Raw genomic sequence first — 15,643 nt, forward strand, 5'->3', positions numbered from 1 at the left:
TCGAGGATATGGGCTTTCGTGTTGGCGAAATGGTTACGGAATGGCTGTCAGCCAGCCGCCGCCATGATGGATTTGAGGCCGAGGTCGCTTATTCCCGCTCGGCTGCGCTGGGCAGCCTCCGCGCGACGGACGACGTCGGTCAATTCAGGCGTAAAACTCTCGTCGCCGTCCTCGATATGCCCGGTCAACCGTGTCGTGATTTCCTGGAATACCCAGCCATTCCCGTCGGGATCACTGAACGACGCATAGGAGGCATAGCTCTTGCGCTGCAGGTTGGGCCCTGCGGCGAGCACGCCCGATCCTGCGTGGTGGAAGATGCCGCCGGTATCGTGGAAGGCATCGCCGACTGCGATGCCGCGTCGATCGAGTTCGTTGCGCGCCGCCACGATGTCCGACACGATCAGGTGAAGTCCCTGGACCGAGCCTGGCAAAGCCGTCGTCACGTTCTTGCCGAAGATGATCGAACATCCGGAGCCGGGTGGCGTGAACTGGATCACCCGGTAATCGTCGCGCGCGTAGTCGATGTCGAGCCGCCAACCCAGATCGCCATAGAAGCGCTTGGCGCGATCGGCGTCCGCCACGGGCAGGACGATGACCTCGATGTTCATCTTGACGGTCTCGGAGGCTGCCGGCTCGCGCAGCCCCGCTTCGAGGATCTCGACATCCTGATCGACCGTGCCGCCGCTGATGCCGACGCCCGCAACCAGCCGGCCGTCGATTTTCAGCGGTGCGCCGCCGCCCATGGAGCAAAACCGTCCGCCGGCGACACCCATCATCGGGAACAGCGCCTGTCCGGGCTGCACGAGCGGCGAAAGGTCCGCCGTGCGCAGTCCGACCAGCGCGGAGGTGTAGGCCTTCCGCTCCGACAGTTCGAGCGAGAAGGCCGGCGCGCCATTCATCCGATGCTTCAGGATGATGTTGCCGTGAATGTCGATGACGCAGACGGCCACGGGGGCATTGGCGTGAGCGGCCTGCGCCTCGATGCGTTCGGCGATCGCCTTGGTGTATGCGAGCAAGTCCATGATGTGTCCTTCCAATTGATTTGATGTGCAAGGGATGGTCGCTGGCTGGTCAGCCGAGCCGCGGCAGATAGGATCCAATGTGATCCTCAGCATCGCCGGGACGATGGAAGCCCTGTTCGAAGAAGGCCTTGATCCTGTCCTGGGCTGCCGGCCGCGTGACCGAAGCCATGCAGGCTTCCCAGCCGGCCGCGATCTCGACGTCGGGTGGCAGGCTTGCGGCGTTGACGAGACGCTTGGTGTTCGCGATCGCCCATTTGTCAAAGGATGCGATGCGGTTCGCCAGCGCGTCGACGAAGCCGTCGAGTTGGGCGTCCGGCAGCGACCTGTTCACATAGCCGTAGGCGGCGGCGAGATCGGCATCGATGTCGTCCGAGCTCAGCAGCACTTCGAGGGCCCGCTGCCGGCCCATCAAGCCGGGTAATCGTGCCATCGGGCCACCGCCGGCAACGAGGCCGACGCCGACCTCCCATTGCGACAGGCGCGCCTTCTCGCGGCTGGCAAAGCTCATGTCGCAGGCGAGCGAGATCTCGCTTCCGTTCCCGGTGGCGCGGCCGCGGATCAGGGCGATCGACGCGACCGGCATGCGCGTGATGCGGACGAGGAGGTCCGGCCACGCTTCCAGGCCTGTCGGCCCTTGCGGCATATCGGTCAATTCCTTGAAGTCGGCGAGGAAGTCGCTGTGGTTCAGGAAGAAGCCCTCGACCGCACTGTCGAAGACGATAACCTTGACGTTCTTGTCGGCCTCGACGGCCGTGACGATGTCGCGCATCTCGCGAACGAATTGCGGGCCCATCACGTTGAGCGGCGGATTGTCGAAGGTGATCCGCCAATAGGCGGCCGAGCGGCGAGTAACTCGAATCTGCGTTGTTGTCTTGGTCGTCGCGTTCATGGAAGCCTCCAGCTTTCGGGCCGTCGTAGCGGCCGGGTTCATCGTCGTGCGTGTGATCGCTCTCCAAACGCCGATCGGCGACGGAGTTGCGCGAGCTTCAACTTTGATGGTTGGAGAGGTGCTCGTCGCACCTCTCCTCGAGGGTGTGCTTAGGCGGCCGACTTGGCCTGCTGGGCCAGTGCGGCCAGCAGTGCCTGCGCGGCAGGACCGGACGAGTGCGGATTCTGGCCGGTGATCAGGAGGCCGTCCTTGACGACGTGAACGCCCCAATTGGCCGTCTTCGAGAAGACGGCGCCGAGCTTGAGCATCTCGTCCTCGACGAGGAAGGGCACCACCTTGGTGAGACCGACTTCTTCCTCTTCACCGTTGGTGAAGCCCGTGACTTCCTTGCCTTCGACCAGCGGCTTGCCGTTCGGCGCCTTGACGTGGCGCAGCGCGCCGGTGGAGTGGCAGACCACCGCTATGGTCTTGCCGGCGGCGATGAAGGATTCGATGAGCTTGGCCGAATCCCTGTCCTCGGCGAGGTCCCACATCGGGCCGTGACCACCGGGATAGAACACGGTGTCGAAGTCTTCCTGCTTGACGCTATCGAGGCGAACCGTCTTGTCGAGCTGAGCTTCAGCCGCCGCATCAGCTTCGAAGCGGAGCGTGAGGTCGGTGCGGAATTCGGGCTCGTTGCTCTTGGGGTCGAGCGGCGGGCGTCCGCCCTTCGGCGAGGCGAGGGTGATCTCGGCCCCGGAATCCTTGAAGACGAAATAGGGCGCCGCGAGTTCCTCGAGCCAGAAACCGGTCTTGCGTCCGGTGTTGCCCAACTGGTCGTGCGAGGTGATGACCATCAATACTTTCATAACTGTCTCCCGTGATTGCGTTCGCTGGATGACGCACTTCATCGAGATGGGGTGCGCCGGCGTAGGTCTCGTTCGAGCCCGCAACGTTGTTCGCGGCTCGTGAGACGCAATCTGCACCCAGGCCGGGCTGTTGGCCCGTTATGTATTGTTAGACGGTGAGAGTGGGAGGTTGGTCAGGCTCGTTGCCTGTTAACGTCGTTACTCGAAGACGGCATCGAAGATCTCGACGTCGATCAGCACGGGCTTTGCAATCACGGTGCCGTCGGGCTGCAACGTCAGCGTACGCCGAAGAGTTGGAACCACGATGCCGCAGAAGTTCTCGTGAGCCCACGAATAGTGCGCGACATGTGCGCCCAGGAGATCGTGATCGGTCCGTCGCTGCAAAGCGTTCTCGTCGAAGTAGAACACTTGCTCGGACGCGAGGCTGATCAGGCCCGGCGGGAATTGCGTGCGAAGACGCCGCCAGGTCCCACCGTTCTCCTGCCACGGCGGCAGCTCCTCGACCACGACATCGGGACGAGCGAGGAGGAATGGGGTCGTGAGATAGTTCCAGATCTGGACGCCGCAGAAGAAGACCAGATGCAGCTCATCCGCCAGCGCATGTGTGCCATTGGTTGGGAAAGCAAGGCTCGGGCTGCGCCAGGTCCGCAGCACCTGACCATCCAGGCTTTCGATCGTGATCACGTCCGGCGCAAATGCGCCGGACCGCTCGCCGCCGGTGATGCCGGTGAAGCGGACCGATTGTGTCCGCGTCGATCCCTCCGCGGTGACGTCCTTGAATTCTCGGGCATGTCCGGCGTCGGAGAACAGAGCTCCTCCAACTGAAAGATGCAGCGTGAATCGGCTCAAGCTGTTCCAGCGGGCCAAGCCCCCGCAGGCGTCGATCGCATCGTCAAGAAGTGCCATGTCTCGCTGCATCCACCGTGATTCCCCGCACCATGGCGGGGCGGATGCGGCTTGGCGTGTTAGAAGTTGTTAGGAGTTGCAAGAGCCCAATCGGGCGGTATCCCGTTGAAGATGCTCTTAATTCAGCGCGCTCAGGAGCCCCCTGGCGGCGACCAGGTCGCGGCTCGACAGGCCTTCCTGATATTGCCCGACCAGCGGAGCGAGCAGGGCCTGCGCATCGCCTTTCCGGCCGGCCCGCTGCCAGAGGCGAGCGAGACTCATCGCCCCCCGCAGCTCCCAGCCGCGCGCACATTGCCGGCGCGACAAGGCAAGTGATTGCTGGAGACAGGCTTCGGCCTCCGTCGCCCTGGCGGATTGGACCAGGATCTCCGCCTTGACCCGCAGCATTTCCGGCATATCGAAGGATTCGCCATGATCGCCGATCTGGGCGATGGCTTCGTCGATCGTGCGCAAAGCCTCCTCGGCCTCGTTCTGGGCCGCCAGACCCTCCGCGAGCGCTGTTGCAAACACCGTCGTCATGATCCGGTGCCGCGTGGCGTACAAGGTCGCCTGGCTGCGGCGAAGGTGATCGATGCCGCCGGCGATGTCCCCGTGGCGGAGCAGAAGCTCGCCCTTCTGGCCGATGCCGACTGCGTGATAGGGGCCGAGGAAGTGCTGTGCGGCATGGTCGATCAGCCGATCGATCAGGCTTTCGGCGCTGGCCCAGTCGCCGACCCACAGAAACACGTAGATGGTCCAGATCAGGGAAATGCCGAGCGTCAGGGGCTGCTCGAGTTGCTCGGCCTGGCGCACCGTGTATCTGGCCGCCTCGATCGCACGATCGGGCCGGCCGCTGAGCCAGAGCCCGCGCGCCAAGGCGACCAGCGCGACAATGCGGTCGTCATAGCCGAGATGGCCGATATTCAGCCGCTGCGAACTCGGATTGTGCACCATCGCGCTCTCGCAGAACTGAACGGCCTTATCCTGGTTCCCGATCAGATGATGCGCCACGCCCAGCATCCACTCGACGTTCAGCGTGCTGGTCGGGTCGTTCAGCTTCCTGGCGACGCCTTCGCCACGTACACTGGTGCCGAGCGCGCCGTGAAAATCTCCGATGCGGGTCAGGTAGATGTGCAGCCCGCGCAACAGCCAAAGCTGCCAGTGCAGGTCGTCGAGCTCCTCAGCCAGTTGCAGGCTTCGCGTGAACGCCGACCGGACCCCCTCCGTGTTGCCTTGCGTGAACATCACGGAGACGCCGAGAGCCGCTTGCAATATCATTTCCTTGCGGCTGTCGACCACCTCGGCAGAGGCGAGCGCCTGCTTGGTCCAGCTATGGCATTCCGTCAGCAATGTGAGCTCGAGGAAAAACTGCGCGGCCGCGGCCGCCAGGTCGACGCCGACCGCGCGGTCGCCGGCCTCTGAAAAGCTCCAGGTCAGCGCGGCCCGCACATTCGGCAGATGGTCGGCATAGGGCAGGAAGCCGCCCGCGCTCTGCAGGCCCGTCGATTTCACGGAAATGTCCTGCAGGAAGTCGCGAAAATATTCAGCATGGGCGCGCGCAACGCGGACCGCTTCTCCGCTCTCGACGAGCTTGTCACCCACAAAGGCGCGGGTCGTGTCGAGCAGGCGGTATCTCAGTCGCCGTTCTGCAGGCGACGTTGCAATCAGGGACTTCGACAGCAAATTCGAGATCGCTTCGACCGCTTCCGCCTCGTCGATGCCCTGACACGCGGCGACCGCGAGCGCGGCTTCCAGCGTAAATGGTCCAACGAAAACGGACAGGCCGCGCAGTGTCGCGCTCTCGGTTTGAGGCAGCAGGTCGTAGCTCCAGCTCAGCGCCGCGCTCAGCGTCTGGTGCCGGGGAATCGCGGTGCGGCGTCCTCGCCACAGCAGCGAGAAACGGCTGTCCAGCAGCGAGGCCGTGCCGGCGATCCCGTAGGCGTTGACCCGTCCGGCGGCGAGTTCGATCGCAAGCGCAATGCCGTCCAGGCGCCGGCAGATATCGGCGACCAGAGGCGCATCCTCTTCACTGAGCTCGAATTCGCTCAGGCTTTCGGCAATCCGCTCGACGAAAAGCTGGCTTGCCGGATAGGCAAGGATGTCGGCCATGCTGAGTCCGTCGCGTTGCGGCGGACAATCCAGCGGAAACAGTCGGTACACCCGTTCGCCCTCCGTGCGGAAGGATTCGCGGCTGGTGGCGAGAACATGCAGCTCCGGAGCTTCCCTCACGATGCGCTCTGCTAGGGGAGCGAGCGCGTCGACGATATGCTCGCAGCTGTCGAGGACCAGCAGCGTCCGGCGGTTGCGCAGTGACAGCAGCAGCCCGGGTATCGGGTCGTCGGAATTGACGGTCAGGCCGAGCGCCGCGGCAATCGTGCCGGGAATGAGCCGCGGCTCCGTCAGTGCGCCGAAATCGACGAAGCAGACCTGGCCTTCGAATTCCGCATGCTGACCATGCGCCACCGCAAGTGCGACCGAGGTCTTGCCGATGCCGCCGGGGCCGACGATGGTGACGAACCGATGCAGGAGAAGTTCAGTCGCGATCTTCTCGACGGAGTCGTCCCGGCCAATCATCTTCGCGAGTGGGGCAGGTATGGACCGGAGCGAGGACACAGTCGCGGCTGGCCGGTTCGCCGCGGGCGCCGCGCGGTGCAGAGGGGCCGTGAAGCAATAGCCGCGGCCGGGCACGTTGACGACATAGCGGGAGCCTTCGCCGCCATCGCCCAGGGCCTTGCGCAGGGACGTGATGTGGAAGCGCAGGCTGCCCTCGTCGACATTCACGTCGGCCCAGATCCGCTTGACCAATTCACGCTTGTCGACGACCTCGCCGGCACGCTCGGCGAGAAAAATGAGGATGTCGAGCGCGCGGCCACCAAGATGAAGCGGGACGCCATCCTTCTCAAGCAGCCGCGACCGGGGAAGCAGCCGAAAGGCCCCGAAGGAAATGGCTGAGTCCTGGTCGTTAGTGTCTGACACGCGCCATGATTCCAGCGAAAGGAAAGTGCTGCTGTCTGATTGATCTACCAGAACGAGACCGTGAGTAAACCGGCCGAAAGCGGCGAAATCGAGCAACGGGCACGGGATCGGGCCGAAAGAGCAAGGGCGAAACGCAGCGAATTTGGTTTAAACGCGAACGGCTTATGCGGGGCATGAAAGTTCGGCAGCGCGCTTCAGAACCGATGCATCGGTCGCGTCATGCAAGTATCACGCGCCTTCCGATCATAACAGAATCTTGCAACGTCTAACGAGCGTGAGCCGCGGGTCTGCATCAGTATTGCTTTCGAGTTAGGCCTATTTCCAACGGGGGAGGCTATCATGCTCGATATCGGCTCTAGACCGGACGACAGGGGCGTTCGATCTCACTTTGTCGTCAATCTTGACGATGTATCGCGTGACTGGGAACTCGTGCTGCGCGAGTCGCACCATCGTATGAAGAACACCCTGACGCTCTTGGGTGCGTCAGTCCGCCGCGATTTCACGCGGGCCGGGACCAAGGACCTGTCGGTTGCGGTGGACCGGCTGGAGCGGCGGATCGTCGCCTTCGGCAGGCTCTATCAACTTTTGTCCGACAATGACGATCTGTCGGTGATCTCCGTCGATGCCTTCTTCGGAGGCCTTTGCGGCGCGCTGTCCGAGGCGGTGCTCGAACCGGCCGGCATTCGCTGTGAGGCATCGATCGAGAGCGGCACGCTGCCGGCGTGGCAGTGCCACCGGCTTGCACTGATGCTGACGGAGCTGGTCACGAATGCGGCAAAGCATGCCTTTCCGAACAAGAAGAGCGCGCTGATCCGCATCGAGGTCGTGAGCCGCGAAGGCAGCTGGCTCTGCACGGTGGCTGACAATGGCGTCGGTGCAACCGGACCGCTTCAGGGCGCCGGCAGCCGGATCCTGGAAGGTCTCGCGCGTAGCGTCGGTGCCTGGCTGCATGGCGAAGCCGGGCAGGGCGGCACACGCGTGACAATTGCGATGCCACACTCGCAGTCGCTTGAGGGAGCGGCCGCGCTCGCAATCGCTAACGAGCCATAACAACCGATAACGAGCATTATTCCCCAGTCCGCGCGGAAGTCGTGGTGTCAGAAGCGGGTTTCGGTCCCGAGCCCGATCTCAAACCAGGGAGTTCGACATGACCACCCCCGAGATGAATCACCCAGCCGACGCCAAGTCAGCGACGTCGCGCGCCATCGACCTCAAGCTCGAGGTCGTCGTGATCCCCGTTTCGGACGTGGACCGCGCCAAGGCCTTCTATGCGAGCCTCGGCTGGAGACTGGATGCCGACTTTGCCTCAGGAGACGGCTGGCGCGTCATCCAGTTCACGCCGCCGGGCTCGGCCTGCTCCGTGATTTTCGGCAAGAACGTGACGCCCGCGGCGCCCGGTTCGGCGCAAGGCCTGTATCTGATCGTCTCCGACCTCGAAGCGGCACGACAGGATCTGCTCGCGCGTGGCATCAAGATCAGCGAACCCTTCCACGGTGGCGGCGACGTTCACGCCGGGGCGGACGAGCCGTATCTCTTCGGCAGTGTCCGGCTCAACGGCGCTGATCCAAAACGCGGCAGCTATAGCTCGTTTGCCTCCTTTAGGGATCCCGACGGCAATTGTTGGTTCTTCCAGGAAGTCACAACACGGCTACCCGGGCGTATCGAGGCAACCGACACGACGTTCACGTCGTCAGACGAACTTGCGCGCGCGTTGCGACGCGCGGCGGCAGCGCATGGCGAGCACGAGAAGCGGACCGGCTTGCACGACGAGAACTGGCAGGACTGGTACGCCGATTACATCGTGCGCGAGCAGGCCGGCCATTCGCTGCCGACCTGAATCGCGAGCGTAAGAATCGCGGGCGTAAATAGGTTAGATCAATGTTCACGGCGCGCGATGACTCATCGCGTGCCGTGATGCGTTTGGATGACGCATCTTGCGAAGATCATCCCTCGTCAAACTCAGATCCTGCGTTACGACGACTCGCAACGGCTAACGCAGCCTAACAATCCATAACGAGCTAATGGCCGGCGTCTGAGCCAATCTGTCTTCAGGACGAACCGATCTTTCGATTTCGAATTTCGGTCAACGTCGCGGACCAAAGCCAGGGAGATCCAAAATGACGACGCAAACACGAGCCGACATGATGAACCCCGACCGCCGCCAACTGCTCGGCCAGGCCGCGATGGGCGCCGTTGCCGCGAGCATGGCGAGCCTGTTTCCGGCGCGTCCAGTAATGGCCGCTGCAAGCGGAGCGATCCGTCCGTTCCACGTCAACGTGCCCGAGGAGGATCTGCTCGACCTGCGCCGCCGCCTTGTGGCGACGCGGTGGCCGGATCGCGAGATCGTCACCGATCAATCGCAGGGCGTGCAGCTCGCGACCGTCCAGCAGCTCGTGCGTTACTGGCAGACCGAGTATGACTGGCGCAAGATGGAGGCGCGGCTGAACGCGCTGCCGCAATTCGTCACCGAGATCGACGGTGTCGACATTCACTTCATTCACGTGCGCTCCAGGCACGAGAATGCCTTGCCGATGATCGTTACGCATGGTTGGCCTGGCTCGATCATCGAGCAGATGAAGATCGTCGGCCCGCTGACTGATCCGACTGCACATGGGGTGAAGGCTGTGGACGCATTCGATCTCGTGATTCCCTCGCTCCCCGGACACGGCTTCTCCGGCAAGCCGACCGAGCTCGGCTGGGATCCACAGCGTGTGGCGCGCGCCTGGGTCGTGCTGATGAAGCGGCTCGGCTACAATCGCTACGTCGCCCAGGGCGGCGATTGGGGCAACGCGGTCACGGAGCAGATGGCGCTGCTGGCGCCGCCGGAGCTGCTCGGGATTCACACCAATATGCCCGCGACTGTTCCCGACGACATCGCCAAGGCGCTTCAGCCCGGTGGATCGAAGCCGTCCGCCCTCTCGGACGACGAGAAATATGCCTACGATCAGCTCGACGATTTCTACAAGCATGGCCTCGGCTACGCGATCGAGATGTCGAACCGGCCGCAGACGCTTTATGGCCTTGTGGATTCGCCGGCGGGCCTGGCCTCCTGGATGCTCGATCACGACGCGCGCAGCGCCGCGATGATTGCGCGGGTCTTCGACGGCAAGACCGAGGGGCTGTCGCGGGATGACGTCATCGACAACATCACGCTTTACTGGCTCACCAATACGGCGGTGTCTTCGGCGCGTCTGTACTGGGAGAACAAACTGGTGTTCTTCGAGCCCAAGCACGTGAAGATCCCGGTCGCCGTCAGCGTCTTCCCGGAAGAGATCTACGCCGCGCCGCGCAGCTGGGCCGAGAAGGCCTATCCCAAGCTGATTCACTACAACCGCCTCGACAAGGGCGGCCACTTCGCGGCCTGGGAGCAGCCCGCGCTGTTTTGCTCGGAAATGCGCACCGCGTTCCGGCCGCTGCGCCAGTCGATCTGAGTTGAGCGGGACGCGCGTCCCCTTCCTTCAAAAACATATCAGGAGTGAAAACCATGAATCGTCCCGAACGTAATTTCACAGGAAATGAGATCCGGTTGGAGCGACGCCTGCCGACATACTGGCGGGTCACCTTCGACATGCCGCCCGTGAACATCTTTGGTCCGAAACACCTGCCGTTGCTCAACGACATCATCACGACGATCGAAACCGATCCGCAGGTGAAGGTCGTGGTATTCGACAGCGCCGTCGAGGGTTTCTTCATCACGCACTACGATTTTCTTGCGCCGCTGGAGGACTCTCTCAATGTCCCGCCGGGGCCGACCGGGCTGCAGGCGCTGCCCGACATGCTGGTCCGCCTGAGCCGGGCACCGGTGGTGTCGATTGCCTCGATCCGGGGCCGCGCGACCGGCGTCGGCAGTGAGCTCGCGCTCGCAAGCGACATTCGCTTTGCCAGCCGCGAGAAGGCGATCCTGTCGCAATGGGAAGTCGGCGCCGGTCTGGTGCCCGGCGGCGGACCGATGGCGCGGCTGCCGCGCCTGATGGGCCGCGGCCGTGCGCTCGAGGTGCTGCTCGGCGCCGATGACATTCGCGGCGATCTCGCCGAGCGTTACGGCTATGTGAACCGGTCCCTGCCGGATGCCGAGCTCGACGGTTTCGTCGAGGCGCTCGCCATGCGTATCGCCACCTTCGACAAGGACGCGATCGCCGAGACCAAGCGTCTCGTCGATGTCGCGAGCCTGCCGCCGGATGAGGAGATCAAGCCGGAGTGGGGCGCTTTCATAGCCGCCCTCGGTCGTCCTGCGAGCCAGACCAGGATCAAGGCGCTGATGGCGCGTGGTTTCCACCGCGCGGGCGATGTCGAGAACCGGCTGGGCTTCCACGTCGGACAGATCGGCATCTGATGGAACCGCTGCGGCGCTCGACCGGTTGGAAGGCGACACGGCGGCAGCGCCGGGATAACCTTCCGCCGGTGCGGAGCGCCGCCAAACGACCACAAACAAAACAAGGAGAAAAGAGATGATCCGCAAGGCAAAAGCAGTGTGGCAGGGCACCGGCCGCGATGGCACCGGTCATCTATCGAGCGAATCCAGCGTGCTCGCCGAGACGCCCTATTCGTTCAAGACGCGCTTCGAGAACGAGAAGGGCACCAATCCCGAGGAATTGATCGCAGCGGCACACGCCGGCTGCTTCACGATGGCGCTGGCTTTCGGTCTTCAGCTCGCGGGCTTCACGCCGACCGAGCTTTCAACGGAAGCTGCAGTTACGCTCGATCCAGAAGGCAAGGGATTCAAGATCAGCAAGTCGGCGTTGACCTTGCGCGCCAAGGTGCCGAACCTCGACGACGCCGGCTTTGCCCGTATCGCCGGTGAGGCCGAGAAGAATTGTCCGGTGTCGAAAGTGCTCAACGCCGAGATCACGCTCGACGCCAAGCTCACCTAGCCGAACCAAAGGCAGTCGCCCATGCCCTGCCAACATCGGCCAGATGAGGACAGGTTTTGGGCGATTTTGCCTGAGGTGTCACGACGATCGTGATGATCCTCGCTTGCACGCAGTCACGCAGTAAGGTGAGATCATCCGAATTGACCAGATGGAGCATCAAATGACGACAGAGCGCGCGGTTTTGGCTGGAGGGTGTTTCTGGGGCATGCAGGATCTCATCCGCAAGCAGTCCGGCGTGATCTCAACGCGCGTCGGCTATACCGGCGGTCGGGTGAAGAACGCCACTTATCGCAATCATGAAGGCCATGCCGAAGCGATCGAGATCATGTTCGATCCCGCGAAGACCAGCTTCCGGGCCATGCTGGAGTTCTTCTTCCAGATCCACGATCCCACGACGCTCAACCGTCAGGGCAACGATCTGGGCACGAGCTACCGCTCGGCGATTTTCTACACGTCGGACGAGCAGAGGCACGTCGCTGAAGACACCATTGCCGATGTCGAAGCATCGGGGCTGTGGCCCGGCAAGGTGGTGACGGAAGTCGCCCCCGCCGGCGAATTCTGGGAGGCCGAGCCCGAGCATCAGGATTATCTCGAACGTTATCCTGACGGTTACACCTGTCATTTCATCCGGCCCGATTGGAAGTTGCCGCGGCGCGCGGTTGCTGCGGGGAGCTAAGGTGAGACGCCCGGCGCGGCTCCGTCTGTCATCCGCAAATCACATCTACTGCCTTCCGCGCAAGCTCCCTCAGTTCGGCGCGGGAGGTGCCGGCGCGGGCTCGGATCGCGATGGTGTGCATCGTGGCTGCCGCCAGGATGGCTAGCGTCGCGGGGTCGGCATCGCGCTTCAGCTCGCCCTTGTCCTGTGCGAGACGGAATCGTGCCTCGAAATCGGCGTCAATCGCACGAAGTCCTGTCGCAACGCTTTTTCGGATCGCCGCATCTTCTGCGGTTTCGGTAACGGCAGTTCCGACTACAAAGCAGCCACGCGCGTGTCCCTTACCCGAAAAATAGACGGACAGGGCCGCGTCGTAGGCGAGCATCAGCGCTTCGTCCAAGGGGTGGTCCCCCGTGAGTGCCTCGCGCGTGGCGGCGAGGCTGATGTCCCAATAACGGGCGAGCGCCTCGAGGTAGAGCGCGTGCTTGTTGCCAAAGACCGCATAGAGGCTCGGCGGGCTCATGCCGGTGGCCGCCGCCACCTTGTCCAGGGAAGTTCCGGAGTAGCCGGTCTTCCAAAAGCTCTCGGTTGCTCGCTTGAGGGCCGTTTGAACGTCATAGGCCGGCGGTCGCCCACGGCGTACGGGGCTCGTTTCGCTGCTTTTGCGCGCCATTTCGTCAAGATCCGGGTTATCGTGCCTGGTTACAGATATTTGTATGGATCGTTATAAAAATCAAGAGGCCGAGGCTTGATTGCCAGTCCATGGGACAGTATTTGTAACGAACGTTAGTTAATTGAAGACGAGGATTTCGATGCGTTTCAATTTCGCGCCAATCGCTGGCTGGTGGGGCGATCGCACGAGCTTCTGCGAGAGCGAAGCTGTTGGCCAGTCATTCCGACCGGAACTCGGGAAGCGGTTGCGCCGGCCCTTGATGCTGGCGGTGCCGATCGTTGTGGCCGCGATCGGCGCCTCTGTCTATCTGGCCCAGGAGCAATACGTCTCGACCGACGACGCGTTCGTTCGCGCAGCAAAGGTGACTATTAACGCCCGCGTTTCGGGTCAGGCGGTTGAAATCGCTGTGCATGATAACGAGCGCGTTCGACAGGGACAGGTCCTGTTCCGAATCGATCCGGAGCCGTACCAGATTGCCGTCGATCAGGCGGAGGCACGGCTCGGCAGCACGCGGCTCCAGATCGAATCCCTCAAGGCGACCTACCGTCAGCAGCAGGCGGAGCTGCAATCGGCCGAGGAATCGGCTTCCTTCGACGAACGCGAGTTCGACCGCAAGAAGACGCTGGTGGCCTCCGACTTCACGCCGCGCGCAGTCTACGAGCGGGTCGAGACGGACATGAAGGTCGCTCGCCATCGCGCAAGGTCGATCGAACAGCAGATCGCCAACACGATCGTCGCGCTCAACGGTGATCCTGATATCGACGTCGATCGTCATCCGACGGTTCGCGCGGCCAGAGCGCAGCTCGACCGTGCGCGGCTCGACCTCTCCTATGCCACGGTGACGGCGCCCGACGACGGCATCGTGACGAAGGTCGACGATCTGCAGATCGGCGGCTTCGTCAATGCCGGGGCGCCCACATTCTCGCTGCTGTCGAGCCGACACGTCTGGGTCGAGGCGAATTTTCGGGAAACCGACCTCACTCATATGCATCCCGGTCAAGAGGCGACAATCGACGTCGATGCCTATCCTGATCGCAAGTTCAAGGCGCATATCGACAGCATGAGCCCCGGCACCGGATCGGACTTCTCGGTGCTGCCGCCCGAGAATGCGACCGGGAATTGGGTCAAGGTCGTCCAGCGTCTGCCGGTGCGTCTCGAACTCGACGATCTCGATACGACCCGGCCGCTGTATTCGGGCATCAGCGTGACGGCGCGGGTCGATACCGGCTATCGCCGCAGCTGGCCGCGCCTGCTTCAATCCGCGCTCGCGTCGGAGGGCAAATGAGTACGACCGTCCCATCGGCCGCCGCGCGTCATTACGCGATCTCCGCGGCGGCTCTCCTGGCGACCTATATGCAGGCCGTCAACATCTCGATACCGAACGCTGCGCTGCCGCACATTCAGGCGACGCTCTCCATGGCCAATGATGAGGTCGGCTGGGTCTTTTCGTCCTATATCGCCGCGAGTGCAGTGACCATGTCGATCACGCAGTGGCTAGCGGGACGTTATGGCCGGAAGCAGGTCTTTCAGGTCGCCGTCGCGATCTTCGTGCTTGGCTTGGTGCTCAATACGCTGGCGACCACATCCGTCCAGTTTGTGCTGGCCCGGATCCTCCAGGGCGCGGCGAGCGGGCCGCTTGCGTCGCTTTCGCTGCCGATCCTGCTTGAAGTGACGCCGCCGTCACGACATGCGCGCATGAGCCTGGCGTGGACTGTGTGCTCCCTGCTCGGCATCAGCACCGGCCCTGCCATCGGCGGCTGGCTCAGTGAATATTACGGCTGGCCGTCGATCTTCTATTTCAGCCTGCCGATGACGGGCTTCATCTTCCTGACGATGGCCCAGTTGCTGGGCGAGAAGCGTGCGGAGCAGAGCACGTCCTTCGACTTATTCGGGTTGACGACGTTTTCCATCGGCATGATCGGGCTGCAAATGCTGCTTGACCGTGGCGAGCGCCTCGAATGGTTCGCCTCGACGGAGATCTGGATCGAAGCGACCGCATCGATCCTCGGTTTCTATCTCTTCATTGTCCACGTCATGACAACAAGGGAGCATTTTCTCCGCACCTCGCTGTTCAGGGATCGCAATCTCGTGCTCTCTACGGTCATCTCGTTTGCGCTCGGCTTCGTTCTGCTGCCGACCCTGGCGCTGACGTCCCCGATGCTGGAGGAGTTGCTCAACTACCCCGTCGACACCACTGGCTACATGACCATTCCGCGTGGCGTGGCGCTGGTGGGCGCGCTGGTGCTGACGAGCCTGGTTCCGGCGCAAGTCGACTGTCGCCCGTTCCTGATGGGCGGGATGGCACTAGTGGTCTATGCCAACTGGTTGATGCTCGGCTATTCACCGGCGATGGATTGGCGGCCAGTGGTCGAGGCCGGCCTGCTCCAGGGTGTCGGCATTGGCATGTTGTTGCCCGCGCTTGCGCGAGCTGCGTTCGGTACGCTCGATCCGAAGCTCCGCCCAGAAGGCAGCGCGCTGATCAACCTGTCGCGCCTCTATGGCAGTACCATCGGCATCGCGGTGGTCCAGCTCTTCTTCTACGCCAACACCCAAGCCGTGCACATCGCACTCGCAAAGAACCTGACGCCACACCGTGTCGCCGCTTACGTTGGCGGCTCTATTGGCAAGCCAGGCCTCGCCGCGCTTAACGGCATGGTCACGCGTCAGGCGGCCACAGTGGCGGTCATCGACCAGTTCGAGATCTTGATGTTCGCGATGCTCGTGGTGATCCCGCTCGTGTTCCTTCTCCGTAAGCCGCGGCCCGCCGGTTAACGCCCTGGGCTCGTGAAATGACATTGTATTTTCAAGTTCGATCACTTCGTCC

General features: G+C 62.9%; 14 protein-coding genes. 8 read left to right on the forward strand and 6 right to left on the reverse strand.

Annotated features, from left to right (window positions below):
* Positions 1 to 47 precede the first annotated feature (47 nt).
* The 5 genes from YUA_RS51630 to YUA_RS0113920 form a co-directional block, all read right to left on the reverse strand.
* Positions 48 to 1,022, reverse strand: a complete 975-nt coding sequence (locus tag YUA_RS51630; RefSeq protein WP_063627782.1) for a heme-binding protein — start codon at positions 1,020 to 1,022, stop codon at positions 48 to 50.
* A gap of 49 nt (positions 1,023 to 1,071) precedes the next feature.
* Positions 1,072 to 1,911, reverse strand: a complete 840-nt coding sequence (locus YUA_RS0113905; RefSeq protein WP_027531253.1) for an enoyl-CoA hydratase/isomerase family protein — start codon at positions 1,909 to 1,911, stop codon at positions 1,072 to 1,074.
* A gap of 149 nt (positions 1,912 to 2,060) precedes the next feature.
* Positions 2,061 to 2,759, reverse strand: a complete 699-nt coding sequence (locus YUA_RS0113910; RefSeq protein WP_027531254.1) for a type 1 glutamine amidotransferase domain-containing protein — start codon at positions 2,757 to 2,759, stop codon at positions 2,061 to 2,063.
* 198 nt (positions 2,760 to 2,957) lie between these two features.
* Positions 2,958 to 3,665 carry a hypothetical protein gene (locus YUA_RS0113915; protein ID WP_027531255.1) on the reverse strand — a complete coding sequence of 236 codons (708 nt, stop codon included), beginning with the start codon at positions 3,663 to 3,665 and terminating at the stop codon, positions 2,958 to 2,960.
* 117 nt (positions 3,666 to 3,782) lie between these two features.
* Complete coding sequence (locus YUA_RS0113920; RefSeq protein WP_027531256.1) at positions 3,783 to 6,620, reverse strand: winged helix-turn-helix domain-containing protein; 2,838 nt, start codon at positions 6,618 to 6,620, stop codon at positions 3,783 to 3,785.
* A gap of 339 nt (positions 6,621 to 6,959) precedes the next feature.
* On the opposite strand from YUA_RS0113920, the gene YUA_RS43890 reads away from it, so the two are divergent.
* The 6 genes from YUA_RS43890 to msrA all read left to right on the forward strand — a co-directional run bounded on the left by YUA_RS43890 (position 6,960) and on the right by msrA (position 12,167).
* Positions 6,960 to 7,670: a sensor histidine kinase gene (locus tag YUA_RS43890; RefSeq protein WP_051383165.1), complete on the forward strand. Its 711-nt coding sequence runs from the start codon at positions 6,960 to 6,962 to the stop codon at positions 7,668 to 7,670.
* 97 nt (positions 7,671 to 7,767) lie between these two features.
* Positions 7,768 to 8,457 (forward strand): VOC family protein, encoded by a 690-nt coding sequence (locus tag YUA_RS0113930; RefSeq protein ID WP_027531257.1) that lies wholly within the window; start codon positions 7,768 to 7,770, stop codon positions 8,455 to 8,457.
* A gap of 280 nt (positions 8,458 to 8,737) precedes the next feature.
* Positions 8,738 to 10,051: an epoxide hydrolase family protein gene (locus tag YUA_RS0113935; protein ID WP_027531258.1), complete on the forward strand. Its 1,314-nt coding sequence runs from the start codon at positions 8,738 to 8,740 to the stop codon at positions 10,049 to 10,051.
* A 53-nt stretch (positions 10,052 to 10,104) separates the two neighbouring features.
* Positions 10,105 to 10,953 carry an enoyl-CoA hydratase/isomerase family protein gene (locus tag YUA_RS0113940; protein WP_027531259.1) on the forward strand — a complete coding sequence of 283 codons (849 nt, stop codon included), beginning with the start codon at positions 10,105 to 10,107 and terminating at the stop codon, positions 10,951 to 10,953.
* A 115-nt stretch (positions 10,954 to 11,068) separates the two neighbouring features.
* Positions 11,069 to 11,491, forward strand: coding sequence for an OsmC family protein (locus tag YUA_RS0113945; RefSeq protein WP_027531260.1), 423 nt, complete (start codon positions 11,069 to 11,071; stop codon positions 11,489 to 11,491).
* Positions 11,492 to 11,651: 160 nt separating this feature from the next.
* Positions 11,652 to 12,167 carry a peptide-methionine (S)-S-oxide reductase MsrA gene (msrA, locus tag YUA_RS0113950; RefSeq protein WP_027531261.1) on the forward strand — a complete coding sequence of 172 codons (516 nt, stop codon included), beginning with the start codon at positions 11,652 to 11,654 and terminating at the stop codon, positions 12,165 to 12,167.
* Positions 12,168 to 12,195: 28 nt separating this feature from the next.
* Here the strand turns inward: msrA and YUA_RS0113955 are convergent, their stop codons facing one another.
* Complete coding sequence (locus YUA_RS0113955; protein ID WP_027531262.1) at positions 12,196 to 12,819, reverse strand: TetR/AcrR family transcriptional regulator; 624 nt, start codon at positions 12,817 to 12,819, stop codon at positions 12,196 to 12,198.
* Between the two features lie 139 nt (positions 12,820 to 12,958).
* Between YUA_RS0113955 and YUA_RS0113960 the strand changes: the two genes are divergently transcribed.
* Positions 12,959 to 14,104 (forward strand): HlyD family secretion protein, encoded by a 1,146-nt coding sequence (locus YUA_RS0113960; RefSeq protein ID WP_027531263.1) that lies wholly within the window; start codon positions 12,959 to 12,961, stop codon positions 14,102 to 14,104.
* The gene (locus YUA_RS0113965) at positions 14,101 to 15,591 is read left to right on the forward strand and encodes an MDR family MFS transporter (RefSeq protein ID WP_027531264.1); all 1,491 of its coding nucleotides are present in this window, start codon (positions 14,101 to 14,103) and stop codon (positions 15,589 to 15,591) included. Before YUA_RS0113960 ends, YUA_RS0113965 begins: the two co-directional genes overlap by 4 nt.
* The last annotated feature ends 52 nt before the right edge of the window (positions 15,592 to 15,643 follow it).

It is taken from the genome of Bradyrhizobium sp. WSM3983 (assembly GCF_000473045.1).
Lineage (GTDB): Bacteria > Pseudomonadota > Alphaproteobacteria > Rhizobiales > Xanthobacteraceae > Bradyrhizobium.

Excerpts from the sequence above, each read along its gene's own strand:
- YUA_RS51630 (WP_063627782.1), bottom strand. The coding sequence starts at position 1,022 with ATGGACTTGCTCGCATACACCAAGGCGATCGCCGAACGCATCGAGGCG.
- YUA_RS0113905 (WP_027531253.1), bottom strand. The coding sequence starts at position 1,911 with ATGAACGCGACGACCAAGACAACAACGCAGATTCGAGTTACTCGCCGC.
- YUA_RS0113910 (WP_027531254.1), bottom strand. The coding sequence starts at position 2,759 with ATGAAAGTATTGATGGTCATCACCTCGCACGACCAGTTGGGCAACACC.
- YUA_RS0113915 (WP_027531255.1), bottom strand. The coding sequence starts at position 3,665 with ATGGCACTTCTTGACGATGCGATCGACGCCTGCGGGGGCTTGGCCCGC.
- YUA_RS43890 (WP_051383165.1), top strand. The coding sequence starts at position 6,960 with ATGCTCGATATCGGCTCTAGACCGGACGACAGGGGCGTTCGATCTCAC.
- YUA_RS0113930 (WP_027531257.1), top strand. The coding sequence starts at position 7,768 with ATGACCACCCCCGAGATGAATCACCCAGCCGACGCCAAGTCAGCGACG.
- YUA_RS0113935 (WP_027531258.1), top strand. The coding sequence starts at position 8,738 with ATGACGACGCAAACACGAGCCGACATGATGAACCCCGACCGCCGCCAA.
- YUA_RS0113940 (WP_027531259.1), top strand. The coding sequence starts at position 10,105 with ATGAATCGTCCCGAACGTAATTTCACAGGAAATGAGATCCGGTTGGAG.
- YUA_RS0113945 (WP_027531260.1), top strand. The coding sequence starts at position 11,069 with ATGATCCGCAAGGCAAAAGCAGTGTGGCAGGGCACCGGCCGCGATGGC.
- msrA (WP_027531261.1), top strand. The coding sequence starts at position 11,652 with ATGACGACAGAGCGCGCGGTTTTGGCTGGAGGGTGTTTCTGGGGCATG.
- YUA_RS0113955 (WP_027531262.1), bottom strand. The coding sequence starts at position 12,819 with ATGGCGCGCAAAAGCAGCGAAACGAGCCCCGTACGCCGTGGGCGACCG.
- YUA_RS0113960 (WP_027531263.1), top strand. The coding sequence starts at position 12,959 with ATGCGTTTCAATTTCGCGCCAATCGCTGGCTGGTGGGGCGATCGCACG.
- YUA_RS0113965 (WP_027531264.1), top strand. The coding sequence starts at position 14,101 with ATGAGTACGACCGTCCCATCGGCCGCCGCGCGTCATTACGCGATCTCC.